This window comes from Hylemonella gracilis (assembly GCF_004328645.1).
GTDB classification, from domain to species: Bacteria; Pseudomonadota; Gammaproteobacteria; order Burkholderiales; family Burkholderiaceae_C; genus Hylemonella; species Hylemonella gracilis_B.
The window spans coordinates 1,633,887-1,651,168 of the sequence record NZ_CP031395.1; the positions used below are offsets into that span (position 1 = coordinate 1,633,887).

16 protein-coding genes and 1 riboswitch are annotated in these 17,282 nt (G+C 68.2%); of the genes, 11 read left to right on the forward strand and 5 right to left on the reverse strand.

Annotation, left to right across the window (positions count from 1 at the left end; genetic code table 11):
- Window positions 1-7 precede the first annotated feature (7 nt).
- Window positions 8-685 (forward strand): response regulator transcription factor, encoded by a 678-nt coding sequence (locus DW355_RS07725; RefSeq protein WP_131278987.1) that lies wholly within the window; start codon window positions 8-10, stop codon window positions 683-685.
- A complete protein-coding gene (locus tag DW355_RS07730) occupies window positions 682-2,040 on the forward strand; it encodes an ATP-binding protein (protein ID WP_131278989.1) in 1,359 nt (452 codons plus the stop codon). The genes DW355_RS07725 and DW355_RS07730 overlap by 4 nt, the downstream gene beginning before the upstream one ends.
- On the opposite strand, the gene DW355_RS07735 is transcribed toward DW355_RS07730, so the two are convergent.
- The 5 genes from DW355_RS07735 to DW355_RS07755 are packed head-to-tail and all read right to left on the reverse strand — an operon-like array spanning window position 2,041 to window position 6,310.
- Window positions 2,041-2,742 carry a hypothetical protein gene (locus tag DW355_RS07735; RefSeq protein WP_131278991.1) on the reverse strand — a complete coding sequence of 234 codons (702 nt, stop codon included), beginning with the start codon at window positions 2,740-2,742 and terminating at the stop codon, window positions 2,041-2,043.
- Window positions 2,739-3,515 (reverse strand): SDR family oxidoreductase, encoded by a 777-nt coding sequence (locus tag DW355_RS07740; RefSeq protein ID WP_131278993.1) that lies wholly within the window; start codon window positions 3,513-3,515, stop codon window positions 2,739-2,741. Before DW355_RS07740 ends, DW355_RS07735 begins: the two co-directional genes overlap by 4 nt.
- Entirely contained in the window at window positions 3,512-4,228 is a 717-nt protein-coding gene (locus DW355_RS07745; protein WP_131278995.1) for a TenA family transcriptional regulator, read from the reverse strand. The genes DW355_RS07740 and DW355_RS07745 overlap by 4 nt, the downstream gene beginning before the upstream one ends.
- 10 nt (window positions 4,229-4,238) lie before the next feature.
- Window positions 4,239-5,678 carry an AMP-binding protein gene (locus DW355_RS07750; RefSeq protein WP_131278997.1) on the reverse strand — a complete coding sequence of 480 codons (1,440 nt, stop codon included), beginning with the start codon at window positions 5,676-5,678 and terminating at the stop codon, window positions 4,239-4,241.
- Complete coding sequence (locus tag DW355_RS07755; protein WP_131278999.1) at window positions 5,675-6,310, reverse strand: thermostable hemolysin; 636 nt, start codon at window positions 6,308-6,310, stop codon at window positions 5,675-5,677. Before DW355_RS07755 ends, DW355_RS07750 begins: the two co-directional genes overlap by 4 nt.
- 134 nt (window positions 6,311-6,444) lie before the next feature.
- A riboswitch (glycine riboswitch) is annotated at window positions 6,445-6,538 on the forward strand.
- Window positions 6,539-6,739: 201 nt separating this feature from the next.
- Here DW355_RS07755 and DW355_RS07760 point away from each other — a divergent pair.
- From DW355_RS07760 to dalD, 9 genes are all read left to right on the forward strand, one after another.
- On the forward strand, window positions 6,740-7,996 hold the full coding sequence (locus DW355_RS07760; RefSeq protein WP_131279001.1) for a D-amino acid dehydrogenase: 1,257 nt from the start codon (window positions 6,740-6,742) through the stop codon (window positions 7,994-7,996).
- 144 nt (window positions 7,997-8,140) lie between these two features.
- The gene (gene tal / locus DW355_RS07765; protein ID WP_131279004.1) at window positions 8,141-9,088 is read left to right on the forward strand and encodes a transaldolase; all 948 of its coding nucleotides are present in this window, start codon (window positions 8,141-8,143) and stop codon (window positions 9,086-9,088) included.
- A gap of 25 nt (window positions 9,089-9,113) precedes the next feature.
- Window positions 9,114-10,712: a glucose-6-phosphate isomerase gene (gene pgi, locus DW355_RS07770; RefSeq protein WP_131279006.1), complete on the forward strand. Its 1,599-nt coding sequence runs from the start codon at window positions 9,114-9,116 to the stop codon at window positions 10,710-10,712.
- Window positions 10,709-11,344 (forward strand): HAD family hydrolase, encoded by a 636-nt coding sequence (locus tag DW355_RS07775; protein WP_131279008.1) that lies wholly within the window; start codon window positions 10,709-10,711, stop codon window positions 11,342-11,344. The genes pgi and DW355_RS07775 overlap by 4 nt, the downstream gene beginning before the upstream one ends.
- Window positions 11,345-11,700: 356 nt before the next feature.
- Window positions 11,701-13,008 carry an ABC transporter substrate-binding protein gene (locus DW355_RS07780; RefSeq protein WP_131279010.1) on the forward strand — a complete coding sequence of 436 codons (1,308 nt, stop codon included), beginning with the start codon at window positions 11,701-11,703 and terminating at the stop codon, window positions 13,006-13,008.
- 27 nt (window positions 13,009-13,035) lie between these two features.
- Window positions 13,036-13,893 (forward strand): carbohydrate ABC transporter permease, encoded by an 858-nt coding sequence (locus DW355_RS07785; protein WP_131279012.1) that lies wholly within the window; start codon window positions 13,036-13,038, stop codon window positions 13,891-13,893.
- Window positions 13,894-13,895: 2 nt separating this feature from the next.
- Window positions 13,896-14,714: a carbohydrate ABC transporter permease gene (locus DW355_RS07790; RefSeq protein WP_131279014.1), complete on the forward strand. Its 819-nt coding sequence runs from the start codon at window positions 13,896-13,898 to the stop codon at window positions 14,712-14,714.
- A 20-nt stretch (window positions 14,715-14,734) separates the two neighbouring features.
- The gene (locus tag DW355_RS07795; RefSeq protein WP_131279016.1) at window positions 14,735-15,778 is read left to right on the forward strand and encodes an ABC transporter ATP-binding protein; all 1,044 of its coding nucleotides are present in this window, start codon (window positions 14,735-14,737) and stop codon (window positions 15,776-15,778) included.
- Between the two features lie 78 nt (window positions 15,779-15,856).
- Entirely contained in the window at window positions 15,857-17,272 is a 1,416-nt protein-coding gene (gene dalD, locus DW355_RS07800) for a D-arabinitol 4-dehydrogenase (RefSeq protein ID WP_131282477.1), read from the forward strand.
- Window positions 17,273-17,282: the final 10 nt, after the last annotated feature.

Here is a 17,282-nt window from a genome sequence, read left to right on the forward strand (position 1 = left end):
TCGGCTCATGCGCCTGCTCATCCTCGAAGACGATCTGCAATTGGGCGAAGCGCTCAGCGGCGGCCTGCGTCAGCAGGGCCACGTGGTGGACTGGTTCACGTCCGGTCCCCCGGCCGACGCGGCCCTGCGCGGCACGACCTACGACGCGCTGGTACTGGATCTGGGCCTGCCCGGTACCGACGGCCTGGTCTGGCTGCGCCGTTGGCGCCAGGGCGGGCTGGCTTTGCCGGTGCTGGTGCTGACCGCGCGTGACACGTTGGAGCAACGCATCGAAGGCCTGGATCTGGGCGCGGACGACTACCTGATCAAGCCCATCGCGCTCGATGAACTTGCCGCGCGGCTGCGCGCCATGCTGCGCCGCGCCACTGGCCGCGCCACCCAGGCGGAATGGGTGCATGGGGATTTGCGCTACGACCCGGCCAGCATGCAGGTGCGCTGGAAGGACAAGCCGGTGGAGCTGACGGGGCGTGAGACCGCCTTGCTGGAGGTGCTGCTCAAGAACCCGCAGCGCGTGCTGTCCAAGAACCAGTTGCTTGAGCAGCTCTACGACTGGGGTGGCGGTGAGCCCGAAAGCAATGCGCTGGAGGTGCACATTCACCACCTGCGCCGCAAGATCGCGCCGGGCGTGGTGCGCACCGTCCGCGGCTTGGGTTATGCGCTGGGCGCCGCGGAGGGCAAGGCGTGAGTCTGCGTCGGCGACTGCTGCTCTATCTGCTGATTTGCGCACCCGTGGTCTGGTTGCTGGCCTTGGCCGGTTCTTTCTTTCAGGCCCGGACCGAGGTCAACGAACTCTATGACACCGAGCTGATCCGATTCACGCGGCAGGTGCAGCTGACCTTGATCGGTGTCAACGCCCGTGGTGGCGCGGGCCCCATGCCGGATTCGCCAGTGCGAGGACATGCTGATCTGGATTCCCTGGCCATCGTGGTCTGGGATCGCGATGGCCAAGTGGTGCTGGCCGACCGCGAGGGTGCGCAATTGCCCTTGCGACCGGATGGGGCGGGTTTTATTGATCTGGACATCCACCAGGAGCCCTGGCGTGCTTACTACCTGCAGTCTGCGGACGGTCGCTGGCTGGTGGCCGCTGGCCAGAGCCTGCACGAGCGGGACGAGCTGGTCTATGGACTGATCGGCACCCAACTGCTGCCCTGGTTGGTCATGCTGCCGATTCTGCTGGTCGCCATGGGCTGGGCCGTGCGCGAGGCGCTCGCGCCCATGCGCGCGCTCAGCGACGAGTTGGCGCGGCGCGGTGCCGACGAATTGCAGCCTTTGCCTGCGGGCGACGCGCCCGTGGAGTTGCGCCCCTTGCTGGAGGCGATGAACGGCTTGTTCGATCGCATCACCGCGACACTGGCACGTGAACGCCGCTTCACGGCCGACGCCGCGCACGAGCTGCGCACGCCGCTGGCCGTGCTCAGCGCCCAGTGGGACCGCTTGCACGGTGCGCGCGAGGATGCGGAGCGCGACCAGGCGATGCGGGCCTTGCGCGCGGGCATCGACCGCATGGCCCGACTGGTGGACCAGCTGCTGCGCCTCTCGCGGCTGGAAGCCGCCCAGGGCCTGCCGCGGACCGGCGAACTGGATTGGCCGGACATTGCGCGCCAGGCCATGAGCGAGGTGCTGCCGCTGGCCGAGCGGCGCCAGATCCAGCTCGACTGTCTCTGGCCCGAGCCACCGCAGGGGCCGCCAGACTGGGTGGGTGATTCCCAGCTCATGGCGGTGCTGCTGCGCAATCTGCTGGACAACGCCATCCGCTATGCGCCTGAAGGCAGCACGGTGAGCCTGGGTTTCGAGGTCGACCGGCTGCGCGTGGACAACGCAGGATCCGCGCTCTCGAAGGAATTGCTGGCCCGTCTGGGCGAGCGCTTTCACCGTCCCGAGGGGCAGACCGAGAGTGGCAGCGGACTGGGGGTGTCGATCGCTCGGCGCATCGCCGAGCTGCACGGCCTCACGCTGAACTACGGCGCCTGCGCCGATGGCACGGGCGTGGAGGTCGTGCTGGCCCGGGCTGGATGTGGTGAGGGCCGAGACGGCCCGTGATCAGTCGGCCCGGGCCTTGCTCAGCAGGGCGCGGATTTCCTCGCGGCGGCCAGTGTCGGCGATCTGGCGGCCTGGGCGTGCTGGGGCCTGCAGCGCGCGCTCCAGGTAGCTGATGCCTTCGGCCTTGCGCTTGTTCTCGATCAGGAACTCCCCGTAAAAGAAGTTCGAGTCGATGGCCGCTGGGTTGATCTCCAGCGCCTTCTTCAGCAGGGTCTCGGCCTTCGCCTTGTCGCCGAAGCCCAAGGGCCAGCCTGGCACCTTGTAGTAAAGCACGCCCAGGCTGCCGTAGGCTGAACCGTCGAGCACCTGACCGTCGATGGCGATGGCCTGTTCATACAAGGCCTTGGCCTGCTTGACCAGGCTGAGTGCGCCCAGGCCGCCTTTTTCACCGGCCAGCGAGCTCACGATGATGCCTTCCCAGATCAGTGGTTCACTGCGCCCGACATAGGTCGCGCTGACCTGGTGGGCCTTCAGGGCCAGGGTTTCGAAGTGCTTGGCGCGTTCCGAGGTTGGGGTCTGGTAGCGGATCACCTCCCAATCGCGTTGCAGGCCGGCGACGGCGTCGTCCACCGGTGCGGCCTGCGCGTGGTTCAGGAACAGCAACGCGATGACCGCGAACAGGGGAAAGAAGACCGCGATGAGCGTGCGGCGAGTGATTGGGATGCGGTGGGCGACGTGGCCCGTGTTCTGTGCTGCGTTCACGAAGTGGCTCCTTGGATGGTTTGAGTTTGGGTGAGGTGGCGGCGGTGTTTGTCAAAGCTGCCGTCGAGCAGGGGGCCGATGGCGCCGTTCAGACGCGCGGCCAGGCGTTCGGGCCAGCCGATGTAGCGCTCGGCGGCCTCGTCACGGATCAGGCCGACCAAGGCCTGGGCCACCGTCTCGGGGCTGTCGCTGGCCGTGCCCGTGGCGCGGTTGTAAGCCTCGGCCTCGCCGGTGTTGAAGGCCGTGCGCGTGCTGCGCGGCGCCAGCAGTTGCACCTGGACCGAGGTGTCCGACAGTTCGCGCCGCAGGGCTTCGGCGAAACGGTGCACGCCGGCCTTGCTCGCGCCGTAGAGGCTGAAGCCTGGCAGGCCGATGGCGCCTAGCGCCGATCCGACGAAGACGATCTGCGCGCGAGGCTGGCGCTGCAACTGGGGCAGCAGGGCCTGCGTGAGCAGCATGGGAGCGATCAGGTTGGTCTGCAGCACCTGCTGCATGCGCGCGGCGTCCAGCGTCTGCAGAGCGCCGAAGCCCGCCTCGCCGGCCGCGTGCACGACCACGTTGATGTCCAGCCCGGCACAGGCTTGCGCGACCTGTTCGATGTCACGTGGGTCGTTCAAGTCGGCCCGGATCCAGTGCCGACCTGTACCCTTGGCTTGCGGCGAGCGGCTCACACCCAGTACCTGGGCGCCTGCCTGGCGCAGGGCCTGGTCCATGGCGGTGCCGATGCCGCCGCTGGCGCCGGTCAGCAGCACGCGTGCGTCTTGCAGTTTCATGCCAGCACTCCTTGCGCTGGCTGCGTGGCCATGGCGTTTGCGGCCGCCGCGGCGGGCGCCTGCGGCAAGGGCAGGCCGCGGAACACATCGCCGTAAAGACGGAAGAAGGCGCGCGCCGCGTGCACGATGTCAGCCTGGTCCGCCGCGTCTTCGATCTGGTCCATCAGCAGCGCGAAATGGGCGGTGTGCTCCTGGTCCAGGGTACCGTGCGAGCGCAGGTAGCTGAAGGCGCTGTCGGGCAGGCCCAGGGGCTTCTGGATGGCGTCGGCCGCCTGCAGCGCCAGCGCCACGCTGGTGCCTTCCAGCACGTGCACCATGCCGAAGAAGCCCAGCGGGTTGCGGCGTGCGATGGTGTCGTAGGCGTAGGCCACCATGACTTCGGTGGCATGCGAGGGCTGTCCGTGACGCACTGCTTCGGCGTCAGCGCCGCAGGCGCGGATGTCGTTGAGGATCCACTCATCGTGGCCGATTTCTTCCTCGATGTACTCGTCCATCGCGTCGTTCAGCCAGGCGTGGTGCGCGGGCAGCGCGGCCTTGGCCGCGCGCAGCAGCGGCACGGTGTGCTTGACGTGGTGGTAGGCCTCGGTCAGGAAGGCGATGTAGCTGGGTAGCGAGACCTCGCCGCGCAGCAGCACCCCCTGGATGATGGGCGCGGACAGCAGGCCCAGGCGGGCGTTGGCGCTGTCGGTGAGGAGACGGTTGTGAAAGTTCATGGTGGATGCCTCAGGAGATCAGGGTTTCGGAAAGAGGGGTGCACATGTCGGCATGCGCGTTGAAGATCGCGGCGCGCTGTGGGCGGCCATTCGCGGTGGCGTAACCGGTCTGCGCGCTGAAGGGCCCGCGGCCCCGTGTCCAGCGCGCCACCCGGGCGTAGTCGGGCAAGGTGGCGTTGGCCGTGTCGACCGCGGCCTGCAGCGCGGCATCGGGCACGTTGTCCTGCACCGGCCAGAGCACGGCCCAGAGGCTGGGTTCGCCGTCGCCGTAGACCACGGCCTGGCGGATGACCGGTTGGCTACCCATGGCCGTTTCCACCCATTCCGGCGAGATGTTGCGGCCATAGGCACTGATCAGCAGGTTCTTCTTGCGACCTTGGATGTGCACGTGGCCATTTGCATCGATGTGGCCGAGGTCGCCGCTGGGCCACCAGTCGGGCGCCGGGGTGGCGTCGCCCAGGTAGCCCGCGAACAGGCTGCCCGCGACTTCGATTTCGCCATCGGCAGCCACGCGCAGACGTGCATGGGGCAGGGGGCGCCCCACGCTGCCCGGCTGCTGGGCACCCGGCAGGTTCAAGGTTTGTACCGAGGCGCCCTCGGACAGGCCGTAGCCCTCGTAGGCGGGGATGCCCAGGGCTTGGGCGGCGGCGATCAGGGGCGCGCCTACGGCGGCACCGCCGACGGCCACGAACTTCAGTCCCTCGGGCGCGCGCTGGCCGGTCTGGCGCAGCAGGCCAAGCCAGGCGCGCAGCATCTGCGGCAGCAGGATCATGCTGTCGGGTGCGTGGCGCAGCACCGCCTGGTGGAAGGTCACCACGTCGAACTGCGAGGAACCCTGCCAGCCCAGCTCGGCCAGGGGCGGTGTGATCAGCAGCGCGCCCTGGCGGCGCGCCGCCATCTGGCCGGCCACGTTTTCCAGCAGCACGGCAAAGGGCAGCACGCTCAGGTGGCGGCTGATGCCCAGCGGACCCAGGGCCTGCACCACGCTATCGGCCACGCGTTCCATGGCGGCCAGACGCAGGCACACGCCCTTGGGCGCGCCGGTGCTGCCCGAGGTGTAGGTGATCTTGGACGTGCCGGCCGGCATGGCCAGGCCATGCGCGGGCAGGCGCGCCAGTTTCAGGGCCTGGCCGGCGACTTCCAGTGGCTGCCAGGGCAGGACGGACCAGGCGGTGGCCGCAGCCGGGGCCGCCACCAGGGTGTCCACGCCCGCGGTCAGCAGCGCGTGCCGGATCTGGTCGGGTGTGAAGAAGGGGGGCAGCGGCACGTGCACGATGCCGGCCCCGGCGGCGGCTTCGTCCAGCACCGTGACGGCGGCGCCGTTGTCCAGCAGCGTGGCCAGCACCCGGGTGCGGGCCTGGCGCAGCGCCTGCTGCGCCGCGCGCACGGCCGTGCTCAGGTCGGTGGCGGTCCAGTCACGCTGACCGTCATGGAGGACGGCGGCGCTCATGACAAGCTCCAGCGCCGGGCAAGCGCGCGCAGGCCCAGGTCGAGACGGCCGGCCGCGACCACCGGGCGGTGGTCGTAGTAGCTGCCCCAGTCCGCCGCGTCCGCGCCCAGCAGGGCGGGGTCGGCCAGCCCCAAGGCCAGCGGCGTGATGCCCAGGCGCACGAAGAGGTGCTGCAGTTCCTGGGTCAGGGTGCTGACCACCCATTCAAGGTCCAGGCTGGCCAGGTGCGGCCCCATCAGGTGGATCAGGCGCTTGCCCGCGCCAGGCTGCACGGCGGAGAGGTGACCCACCTCGACGATGCGCGCGCGGGAGACCCCGGCGGGGGTATCGCGGCCGAGTAACTGTTCGACCGGTCCGGCCAGGTAACGCTCCAGGAACAGCGGGCCGCTGTCCGCGACGCGGTAGCCGGCGGCGGCGCTGATGTCACCCGACTCGTCGCGCAGGCTGACCAGCGCGGGCGCGAAATGGCGGACGCGGGCGCCGTAGCGTTCCAGGTAGACATCGTGGATGAAACGTTCGACCTGCGCGCGATCCTCGTCGTCCACGGCGTGGACGGCGAGGTGCCGACGGCCCGGGGGCAGGGCGGCGACCGAGAGACCGGTGGAAGGGTGGTGGGAGGCCTGGGCCAGCATGTGCAATCCTTTGCGCGAGGGGCGTGGTTGGGATGGCGTGATCTTGGCGGCCGTGCCTTAAGCGGGCATTAAGTGCCGGCTCGTGTCATCGATTGGGCCTTTGACGCTAGAATCCGACCCAGCCGCACCCGCGGCCCACTTGATCGGGAGAGACCGCCGCCACCGCGCGACGGCGCCGAAGGAGCAACCGCCCCGGAAACTCTCAGGCAAAAGGACCGGTCAAGGCGTATTCACACTCTGAAGAGCCATCGGGTTTCGTCTATCCGGTGCACCGCAGGAGCAAGCGCCCTTCATGGCTGGCCTTTCATCGGCCTGAAATGACGTGGCGTGAATCTCTCAGGTTCCAAACAGAGGGGGCGCGCACTGCACATGCGTACACGCGCATGAAATGTGCTTGCGCCTTCCTCATCGACGTTTGGAGTGCTTTCCATGAAAACCATCGCCGTCATCGGCGCCGGCATCACCGGCGTCACCACCGCTTACGCCCTTTCGCTGCGTGGCTACACCGTCACCCTGTTCGAGCAGAACCGCTACGCGGCCATGGAGACGTCCTACGCCAACGGCGGCCAGCTCTCGGCCTCCAACGCCGAGGTCTGGAACCATCCCTCGACCCTCCTCAAGGGCCTGAAGTGGATGCTCAAGAGCGATGCCCCGCTGCTGGTCAATCCCAAGCCGAGCTGGCACAAGTTCAGCTGGTTCGCCGAGTTCCTCTTCAATCTGGGCAAGTACAAGCAGAACACCATCGAGACGACGCGCCTGGCCGTCGCCGCGCGCCAGCACATGTTCGCCTGGGCCGAGGCCGAGGGGCTGGACTTCGATCTGAAGAAGGAAGGCATCCTGCACATCTACCGCAGCAAGAAGGAATTCGACAACGCGGCCAAGGTGTCCAAGCTGCTGGCCGCCGGCGGCCTGGAACGCCGCGCGGTGACGCCGGAGGAAATGCGCGCCATCGAGCCCACGCTCGCGGGCGATTACCACGGTGGTTATTTCACCGAGACGGACTCGACGGGTGACATCCACAAGTTCACCCACGGCCTGGCCGCCGCCGCCGAGCGCCGAGGCGTGAAGACCCTGTACGGTCAGGAAGTGCTGCGCCTGGACAGCGACGGCCAGCGCGCGCGCGTGACGGTGCGCGCGGGCGAGGGCGAGGAGACGCTGGGTTTTGACGGCCTGGTGGTGTGCGCCGGCGTCAAGAGCCGTGCCTTCGCCGCCCAGCTGGGCGACCGCGTGAACATCTACCCGGTCAAGGGCTACTCCATCACCGTGAACCTGCAGGACGCCCAGAGCCAGGCCGCCGCGCCCAACGTCAGCCTGCTGGACGACGCGGCCAAGCTGGTGACCAGCCGCCTGGGCGCGGACCGCCTGCGCGTGGCCGGCACGGCAGAGTACAACGGCTACAACAAAGACATCCGTGCTGACCGCATCCGTCCGCTCGTGGAGTGGGTGAACGCCTGCTTCCCCGGCGTGAGCACGCGCCAGTTCACGCCCTGGGCCGGCCTGCGTCCCATGATGCCGGACATGATGCCCCGCGTGGGCCGCGGCCGACGCGCCAATGTGTTCTACAACACGGGCCACGGTCACCTGGGCTGGACCCTGTGCGCCGTGACGGCCGACATGGTCGCCGAGGTCATGCAGCAGAGCGGCGGCGCCGTGGCCAAGGGCGCACCCACGCTGAAGACCGCGTGATGGCATGAGGGGTGGACGGCCTGAACGCCGTCCCGCACGCGGGCGCCCGATGGCCTATCGGGCGCCCGTTTTCGTTTCACACGCCGGCGCGGGAAACTGGCCGATGCCCAGGGGTCATGCGCCGAAGCCATAATGGCCCCCGCCATGAACCAACTCGAAGCCCTGCGACAGTACACCGTGGTGGTGGCCGACACCGGAGATTTCCGCCAGCTCGCCGCTTACGCGCCCCAGGACGCGACCACCAATCCTTCCCTCATCCTCAAGGCGGTGCAGAAGCCGGATTACGCACCGCTGCTCAAGGAGACCGTGACGCGGCATCCAGGCCTGCCGATGGACGAAATCGTCGATCGCTTGCTCGTGCGCTTCGGCCGCGAGATTCTGGCCCTGATCCCGGGCCGGGTGTCGACCGAGGTGGACGCCCGCCTCAGTTTCGACGCGGCGGCCACCGTGGCGCGCGCCCGGCGCATCCTCGCGCTCTACCGCGCCGAGGGTGTGGATACGCGGCGGGTGCTCATCAAGGTGGCGGCGACCTGGGAGGGCATCCAGGCCGCGGCGGCGCTCGAGCGCGAGGGCGTCCACACCAACCTCACCCTGCTGTTTTCCTTCGCCCAGGCCGTGGCCTGCGGGCAGGCCGGGGTGCGGCTGATCTCGCCCTTTGTGGGACGCATCTACGACTGGCACAAGAAGGCTGCTGGCGCCACCTGGAACGAGGCCGCGAACGCGGAGGCGAACGATCCCGGCGTGCGCTCGGTGCGCCGCATCTTCGAGCACTACAAGCACTTCGGCATCGCCACCGAAATCATGGGGGCGAGCTTTCGCAACGCCGGGCAGATCACCGCGCTGGCTGGCTGTGACCTGCTGACCATCGCTCCCGAATTATTGGCGCAGTTGGCCGCTAGCCAGGCCCCGGTGACCCGCAGCCTGGATGCGGCCGCCGCGAAGGCGCTGGACCTGCCGCCCGTGCAGTACGACGAGGCGGGTTTCCGCTACGCGCTCAACGAGGACGCGATGGCCACGGAAAAACTGGCCGAAGGCATCCGCGCCTTCGCCGCCGACGCGGTCAAGCTCGAGCAGCTGATCCAGAGCGTCTGAACGACCACACAAGAAGGGGACCGCATTGACGACGCACACCTTGCGCTGTGACCAAGCGCCTGCCTGGAGCCTGCTGCAGGATTTGTACGAACGCCGGGGCCGTGCCCTGGACTTGCGCGAGGCCTTCGCGCGGGATGCCGGGCGCTTCGAGCGCTACAGCCTGCCTGCGCCCCAGGTCTTCGCCGATCTGTCCAAGAACCTGGTGGACGATGAGATCAACGACGCGCTCACCCAACTCGCGCGCCAGTGCGAGCTGGAGGCCCAGCGCGACGCCATGTTCGCGGGAGAGCACGTCAACCGCACCGAGGACCGCGCGGCCATGCACTGGTTGCTGCGTTACCCCCGCAGCGCGGCCTCGGCCCTGCCGGCCAGCCTGCGGCCTGCCCTGGCCGAGGTGCATACCGTGCTCGACGCCATGCTGGCCTACGCCGAGGCGGTGCGCACGGACGCCGACATCACCGACGTGGTCAACATTGGCATCGGCGGCTCCGACCTTGGCCCCCTGCTGGCCGTGCAGGCCCTGGACCCGTACGTGGACCACCGCAAGCGCTACCACTTCGTCTCCAGCGTCGACGGGCACGAGCTGAGCGCCGTGCTGCGCGGCCTGCGGCCCGAGCGCACGCTTTTCCTCGTGGCGTCCAAGACCTTCACGACCATGGAGACCCTGACCAACGCCTGCACGGCGCGCGACTGGTTCCTGAGCAAGATCGGCTACCACGACGAGCCGCGCAACCCCACCGACGTGGCGCGCTACATGGAGCGCCATTTCTGCGCCCTGACCAGCAACGCGACGGCGGCGGCCGAGTTCGGCGCCACCCGCACCTTCCCGTTCTGGGACTGGGTGGGCGGGCGTTATTCCATGTGGTCTTCCATCGGGCTGATGATCGCCATCGCCGTGGGCGCCGAGCGCTTCCGTGCCCTGCTGGCCGGCGCGCACGCGATGGATCAGCATTTCCGCGAGGCCCCGCTGGAAAAAAATCTGCCCGTGCGCATGGCGCTGCTGGACATCTGGCACCGCAACTTCCACGGCTTCGGCAGCCGCAACATCGCGCCCTACCACAGCGGCCTGCGCCGCCTGCCGGCCTACCTGCAGCAACTGGCGATGGAAAGCAATGGCAAGCGCGTGGACATGGCTGGACAGACCCTGCCCTACGCCACCGCGCCGGTGGTCTGGGGAGAGCCGGCGGCCAACGGCCAGCACGCCTACTTCCAGATGCTGCACCAGGGCAGTGACGTGATTCCCATGGAATTCGTGGCCGTCAAGCGTGCCTTGCATGACCTGCCCGGTCACCACGTCAAACTGCTGGCCAATGCCTTGGCCCAGGCCCAGGCCTTCATGCAAGGCCGGCAGACCGAAGACGGCCACCGCCACATGCCAGGCAACCGGCCCAGCACCTTCCTGCTGCTGGAGTCCCTGACTCCCGAGAGTCTGGGCGCGTTGATCGCGCTGTACGAGCACCGCGTGTTGGCGGCCGGCGTGCTCTGGGGCATCAACAGCTTCGACCAGTACGGCGTCGAGTTGGGCAAGGTGCTGGCCCTGGACATCGAGCCGCGCCTGACCAGTGGCGACGCGAGCGGGCTGGACGGCTCGACGGCGGGTTTGCTGGCGCGTTTGCGCGCATGAACATCGTCTTCGATTTCGGTGCCGTGCTGTTCACCTGGCAGCCGGCCGAGTTGGTGCGGCGCCATTTTCCGCACCTCACGCCCACGCCACAGGCGGCGGAAGCATTGGCGCGGGACTTGTTCCATCACGAGGACTGGCAGGGTTTCGACCGCGGTGCGCACGCGCTGGACGAGGCGGTCGAACGCATCTCGGCGCGCCTGGCCTTGCCGGGTGACGCGCTGCATGCGTTCCTGGCGCCCATCGGCGAACGGTTGGCACCCATCGACGCCACCGTGGCGCTGCTGGCCCGATTGCGCGCGCAGCGTGAGTGTGACCCGGCGGGTGGCCTGCGGCTGTACTTTCTCTCGAACATGCCGGCGCCCTATGCCCGGGTGCTCGAGCGTCGACACGACTTCATCGGGTGGTTCGATGGGGGCATCTTCTCGGGTGACGTGCAACTGGCCAAACCGCAACCCGAGATCTACCGCCTGCTCGAATCCCGCTACGGCCTGGAGCCGGCCCGCACCGTCTTCATCGACGACATGCAGGCCAACGTCGAGGCCGCGCGCAACCTGGGCTGGCAGGCGGTGCATTGCACGCAGCCCGAGCGGCTGGACGCGCAATTGCAGGCCCTGCTGCCGCAGCGGTTCTAGCCACGAACCGTCTCCGCAGGCGTGCGCAGGCAAAGAAGCGCGTGACGCTCCAGTTCGCCTCGCGCCCACTGGATGCGTGACCCGCCTCGCAACGCGGGCTGCTGCGCCGGCCTACTTGCCGGGTCCGGTACACGGTTCCATGCGCATCCTAGGGATATCACCAGGGCTCTCTGCGCATAAAAGTATCGATGACCTGCCGCAGGGTACTGGAGCCCCTGGAATTCCTCACCAGAATGGGCGCCCTGCGGTCGCGCGCATGACGCGCGGCAAGAGAGTGCCCGCAGCCCCGCATGCGTGGGGGGCGGAAGGTGCCGAGGGGCCGCAGCAACCGTTCCATACACCAGAAGGAGACAGACATGCACCGTTTTCTCAAGACCGGCCTGGCCCTGGCCCTCGCGGCCGCGGGCTGCGCGCAGGCGGCCACCGAACTCGTGGTGGCCACCGTCAACAACGGCCACATGATCGAGATGCAGAAGCTCACGCCGGCCTTCGAGAAGGCGCATCCCGACATCAAGCTCAAGTGGGTGACCTTGGAGGAGGGCGTGCTGCGCCAGCGCGTGACCACCGACATCGCCACCAAGGGGGGGCAGTTCGACGTGATGACCGTGGGCATCTACGAGGTGCCGATCTGGTCGAAGAAGGGCTGGCTGATGCCCATCAACACCGACGCGGCCTATGACGCCAACGACCTGCTGCCTGCCATCCGCGCGGGCCTCTCGCACGAGGGCAAGCTCTACGCCTCGCCCTTCTACGGCGAAAGCTCCATGCTGATGTACCGCAAGGACCTGGCCGACAAGGCCGGGGTCAAGCTGCCCGAGCAACCGACCTGGGCTCAGGTGAAGGACTTCGCCGCCAAGGTGCACAACCCGGCCGGCGGTGTCTACGGCATCTGCCTGCGCGGCAAGCCGGGCTGGGGCGACAACATGGCCCTGCTGACCACCATGGTCAACACTTACGGCGGTCAGTGGTTCGACATGCAGTGGAAGCCGCAGATCGACACGACGCCCTGGAAGCAGGCCATCGGCTTCTATGTGGACCTGATGAAGGCCTACGGCCCGCCCGGTGCCGCGGCCAACAGCTTCAACGAGAACCTGGCGCTGTTCAACGAGGGCAAGTGCGCGGCCTGGGTGGACGCCACCATCGCCGCCTCCTTCATCAGCGACCCCAAGCAGTCCAAGGTGGCGGACAAGGTGGCCTTCGCGATGGCGCCAGTCGCCGTCACGCCCAAGGGTGCCAACTGGCTCTGGACCTGGAACCTGGCCATCCCCTCCAGCTCGAAGAAGGCCGAGGCGGCGCAGACCTTCGTGAAGTGGGCCACCTCCCGCGCCTACATCGAACTGGTCGCCAAGGAACATGGCTGGCACGCCGTGCCCACGGGCACCCGCCAGTCCACCTACACCAATGCCGAGTTCCAGAAGGTGGCCAAGTTCGCCGCCGCCGAGCGCAAGGCCATCGACAGCGCCAACCTGAACGACAGCACCCTGCCCAAGTCGCCGTACGTGGGCGTGCAGTACGCGGCCATTCCCGAGTTCCAGGCCATCGGTCTGGCGGTGGGCCAGCAGATCAGCGCGGCGCTGTCGGGCAAGGTCACGGTGGAGCAGGCCCTCAAGACCTCGCAGACCCTGGCCGAGCGCGAGATGAAAAAGGGCGGCTACTACAAGTAAGCCCCGACCTCGCACGACCTCGCCGCCATGACCCGCCTGCTGCCGCGCGCCTTGCTGGCGCCCGCCGTGGGAGCCTTGCTCCTGTGGATGCTGGTGCCCTTGCTGATGACGGTGTATTTCTCCGTCGTCCGCTACAACCTGCTGCAGCCGGGTGACCATCCCTTCGTGGGGCTGGAGAACTTCACCTACTTCGTGACCGACCCGGACTTCGGTCCGGCGGTCTGGAACACGCTGGTGTTCCTGGCCAGCGTGGTGCTGATCACCGTGGTGCTGGGCATGGGGTTGGCCCTGCTGGTGGACGCACCCTTCCCGGGGCGGGGCATTGTGCGGGTGCTGCTGATCTCGCCTTTCTTCGTCATGCCGGCGGTCAACGCCCTGCTGTGGAAGCACATGATGATGAACCCCATCTACGGCGTGCTGGCGCAGCTGTCGCGCGGCCTCGGCCTGGAGCCGGTCGACTGGCTGACCCATGCGCCGCTGTTCTCGGTCATCGTCATGGTGGCCTGGCAGTGGCTGCCCTTTGCCTGCCTGATCTTCATCACCTCGCTGCAGTCGCTGGACCGCGAGCAGATGGAAGCGGCGCGCATGGACGGCGCCGGCCCCATCCAGCGCTTCTGGTACCTCACGCTGCCGCACCTGGCGCGTCCGGTGGCGGTGGTGGTGATGATCGAGATGATCTTCCTGCTGGCTGTGTTCGCTGAGATCGCCATCACCACGGCGGGTGGACCGGGCAACGAAAGCACCAACCTGACCTACCTGATCTTCAAGCAGTCGCTGCTCAGCTTCGACGTGGGCGTGGCCTCGGCCGGCGCGCTGTTCGCCGTGCTGCTGGCCAACATCGTCGCGATCTTCCTGATCCGCATGGTCGGCAAGAGTCTGGACTGATCATGGCGACCACCTTTTTCTTCTTTGCGCGTACCGTCCTGGCCTGGGGCGCGGCGCTGCTGCTGTTCTTCCCGCTGGGCTGGCTGTTCCTCACGGCCTTCAAGACGGAGCTGCAGGCCATCGCGGTGCCGCCGCTGTTCCTGTTCGAGCCCACGCTGGACAACTTCGCCGAGGTGCAGCGCCGCAGCGACTACCTGCTGTACGCGCGCAACTCCCTGGTCACCAGCGTGGGTTCCACGCTGATCGGCCTGGCCATCGCGGTGCCTGCCGCCTATTCGATGGCTTTCTTCCGCACCCGGCGCACGCGCGACATTCTGATGTGGATGCTCTCGACCAAGATGATGCCGGCCGTGGGCGCCTTGCTGCCGGTCTATGTGCTGGCGCAGACCGCTGGCCTGCTGGACACGCTGACCGTGCTCACCGTGGTCTTCACGCTGTCCAACCTGCCCATCATGGTCTGGATGCTCTACAGCGCCTTCAAGGACATCCCGGGCGAGATTCTGGAAGCCGCGCGCATGGACGGGGCCAGCCTTTGGGGCGAGTTCCGCCACGTGGTGCTGCCGCTGTCGCTGGGCGGCATCGCGTCCACCGGCTTGCTGTGCTTGGTGCTGAGCTGGAACGAGGCCTTCTGGGCGCTCAACCTCAGCAGCGCCAAGGCTGGCACGCTGGCCACACTGATCGCCTCCTACTCCAGTCCGGAAGGGCTGTTCTGGGCCAAGCTCTCCGCCGCCTCGCTGCTGGCCATCGCCCCCATCGTGGTCTTCGGCTGGTTCAGCCAGAAGCAGCTGGTGCAGGGCCTGACCTTTGGCGCCGTCAAATGAAACCGGGCAAGGACGCTTCCATGGCTTATCTGCAACTGAACGACATCCGCAAGCGCTTTGGCGAGATCGAGATCATCCAGGGCATCGATCTGGCGATCACGCAGGGCGAGTTCATCGTCTTCGTCGGCCCTTCGGGCTGCGGCAAATCCACGCTGCTGCGCCTGATCGCGGGGCTGGAGCCTATCACCGAGGGGCAACTGGTGCTCGATGGCCGCGACATCACGCAGACGCCCTCGGGCAAGCGTGACCTGGCCATGGTGTTCCAGAGCTACGCGCTCTACCCGCACATGAGCGTGTACGACAACATGTCCTTCGCGCTGCGCCTGGCGGGCGCGCCCAAGGACGAGATCCGCCGCAAGGTTGAGCAGGCCGCCGCCACGCTCAATCTCACGCCCTACCTGCAGCGCACGCCGCGCGAACTCTCGGGTGGTCAGCGCCAGCGCGTGGCCATCGGCCGCGCCATCGTGCGCGCGCCCAAGGTTTTTCTGTTCGACGAGCCGCTGTCCAACCTGGACGCTGCCCTGCGCGGCAACACGCGGGTGGAGATCCACAAGCTGCACAAAGCCCTGGGCGCCACCACCATCTACGTCACGCACGACCAGGTGGAGGCCATGACCCTGGCCGACCGCGTGGTGGTGCTGCGCGATGGCCGCATCGAGCAGGTCGGAGCACCGCTGGAGCTGTACGACCGGCCCGTCAACCAGTTCGTCGCGCAGTTCATCGGCATGCCGTCCATGAACCTGATCCCGGCCACCGCCGTACCGGCTTTTTCCGAGGCCACGCAAGGCCGGCTGCCGCTGGATGGCTGCCTGGGCGTGCGACCCGAAGGGCTGCGGATTCACGCACTGGACCATGCCGCAGCCCCGGGCGTGCAGGGCCACGTTGAGCTGATCGAGGCGCTGGGCGCGGACACCCTGGTCCATGTGGACCTGGGTGGCCTGTCCGTGGTGGCGCGGCAGTCCGAGCGCGCGGCCTGGGCCGCCGGGGATGCCGTGCGCGTCTCCCTGGATCCTGCGGCGCTGCACTGTTTTGATCGTGAAGGCAGGGCTCTCGCGCCGGCCTGAGGCGATTGCTTTTTCTTCTATCTTCTTCCTTTTTCCGGAGACACGGACGTGACTTCCCCGCAAGCCCCCCTCCGCACGGTGCTGCACCTGGGCCTGGGCTCCTTCCACCGCGCGCACCAGGCGGTGTACCTGCAGCAATTGATTGACCTGGGCGACACGCAGTGGTCCCTGGTCGGTGCCAATCTGCGGCCCGACATGGCCGAGACCCTGGACGCCCTGGCGCGTCAGGACGGCGCCTACACGCTGGAGACGATCTCGCCTGCGGGCGAGGTGCGCTACCAGCGCATCAGTGCCATCCGCGAGGTGATTCCCTACGTGCCCGGCATCGCGCCCGTGGTGGCGCGTGGCGCCGACGGGGCCACGCGCATCGTGTCCTTCACGGTGACCGAAGCCGGGTATTACCTGGACGAGGCCGACCACCTCGACGTCCAGGCGCCCGAGCTGGCCGAGGACCTGGCCCGTGCCCGGCGTGGCCAGGCGGGTCAGACCATCTACGGCGCCATCACCGCCATCCTGCGCGCGCGCCAGGCCAAGGGCGCGGGCGCGCTCACGCTGCTCAACTGCGACAACCTGCGCCACAACGGCGAGCGTTTTCGCGCCGGATTGCTGGCCTTCATCCGCCATGCCGGCCTGCCTGAACTGGCCGCCTGGGCCGAGACCCACACCAGCTGCCCCAACGCGATGGTGGACCGCATCACGCCGCGCCCGCCGGCGGAACTGCGTGCGCGTGTGCGCGCCGCCACGGGCTGGGACGACGCCGCACCCGTCACGGCCGAGAGCTTCATCCAGTGGGTGATCGAAGACCGCTTCATTGCCGGCCGCCCCGCCTGGGAGCGCGTGGGCGTGGAACTGGTGCCCTCGGTCGCGCCTTATGAGGAAGCCAAGATCCGCATCCTCAACGCCAGCCACAGCTGCATCGCCTGGGCCGGCACCCTGGCGGGCTTGCAGTTCATCCACGAGGGCACGCACACGCCCGCCATCCGCCAGATGGCCTGGGACTACGTGACGCAGGACGTGATCCCCTGCCTGTCGCGCCCCGGCCAGCCCAGCCCGGTGGACCTGCCCGCCTACCGCGATGTGGTGCTGGAGCGCTTCGGCAACCCCGCCATCCGCGACACCAACCAGCGCGTGGCGGCCGATGGTTTCGCCAAGATTCCCGGCTTCATCGCGCCCACCGTGCGCGAGCGCCTGGCCCAGGGCGCCAACATCGAGAGTGTGGCTCTGTTGCCTGCGCTCTTCCTGGCTTTCCTACGGCGCTGGCACGCGGGCGCCTTGCCCTACGCCTACCAGGACCAAGCCATGGACCCTGCCGTGGCCCACGCCCTCTGCGAGGCGACCGACCCCGTGGCCGCGCTCTGCGCTGACCGCACGCTCTGGGGCGAGCTGGCAGGCGACGCACGGCTGGTCGACGCCGTGCGCCGCGCGAGCGCACGGGTCCATGACTTCGTGGCCGCCGCACAGGTGTCGACGGCCCGCACCGATCCGGCCCGCTGACCACCGGGAA

Bases quoted from the DNA above. Each gene is read 5' to 3' on its own strand.
- DW355_RS07780 (WP_131279010.1), top strand. From the start codon at position 11,701: ATGCACCGTTTTCTCAAGACCGGCCTGGCCCTGGCCCTCGCGGCCGCG.
- tal (WP_131279004.1), top strand. From the start codon at position 8,141: ATGAACCAACTCGAAGCCCTGCGACAGTACACCGTGGTGGTGGCCGAC.
- DW355_RS07750 (WP_131278997.1), bottom strand. From the start codon at position 5,678: ATGAGCGCCGCCGTCCTCCATGACGGTCAGCGTGACTGGACCGCCACC.
- DW355_RS07745 (WP_131278995.1), bottom strand. From the start codon at position 4,228: ATGAACTTTCACAACCGTCTCCTCACCGACAGCGCCAACGCCCGCCTG.
- DW355_RS07790 (WP_131279014.1), top strand. From the start codon at position 13,896: ATGGCGACCACCTTTTTCTTCTTTGCGCGTACCGTCCTGGCCTGGGGC.
- DW355_RS07795 (WP_131279016.1), top strand. From the start codon at position 14,735: ATGGCTTATCTGCAACTGAACGACATCCGCAAGCGCTTTGGCGAGATC.
- DW355_RS07755 (WP_131278999.1), bottom strand. From the start codon at position 6,310: ATGCTGGCCCAGGCCTCCCACCACCCTTCCACCGGTCTCTCGGTCGCC.
- DW355_RS07785 (WP_131279012.1), top strand. From the start codon at position 13,036: ATGACCCGCCTGCTGCCGCGCGCCTTGCTGGCGCCCGCCGTGGGAGCC.
- DW355_RS07740 (WP_131278993.1), bottom strand. From the start codon at position 3,515: ATGAAACTGCAAGACGCACGCGTGCTGCTGACCGGCGCCAGCGGCGGC.
- DW355_RS07725 (WP_131278987.1), top strand. From the start codon at position 8: ATGCGCCTGCTCATCCTCGAAGACGATCTGCAATTGGGCGAAGCGCTC.
- DW355_RS07775 (WP_131279008.1), top strand. From the start codon at position 10,709: ATGAACATCGTCTTCGATTTCGGTGCCGTGCTGTTCACCTGGCAGCCG.
- DW355_RS07760 (WP_131279001.1), top strand. From the start codon at position 6,740: ATGAAAACCATCGCCGTCATCGGCGCCGGCATCACCGGCGTCACCACC.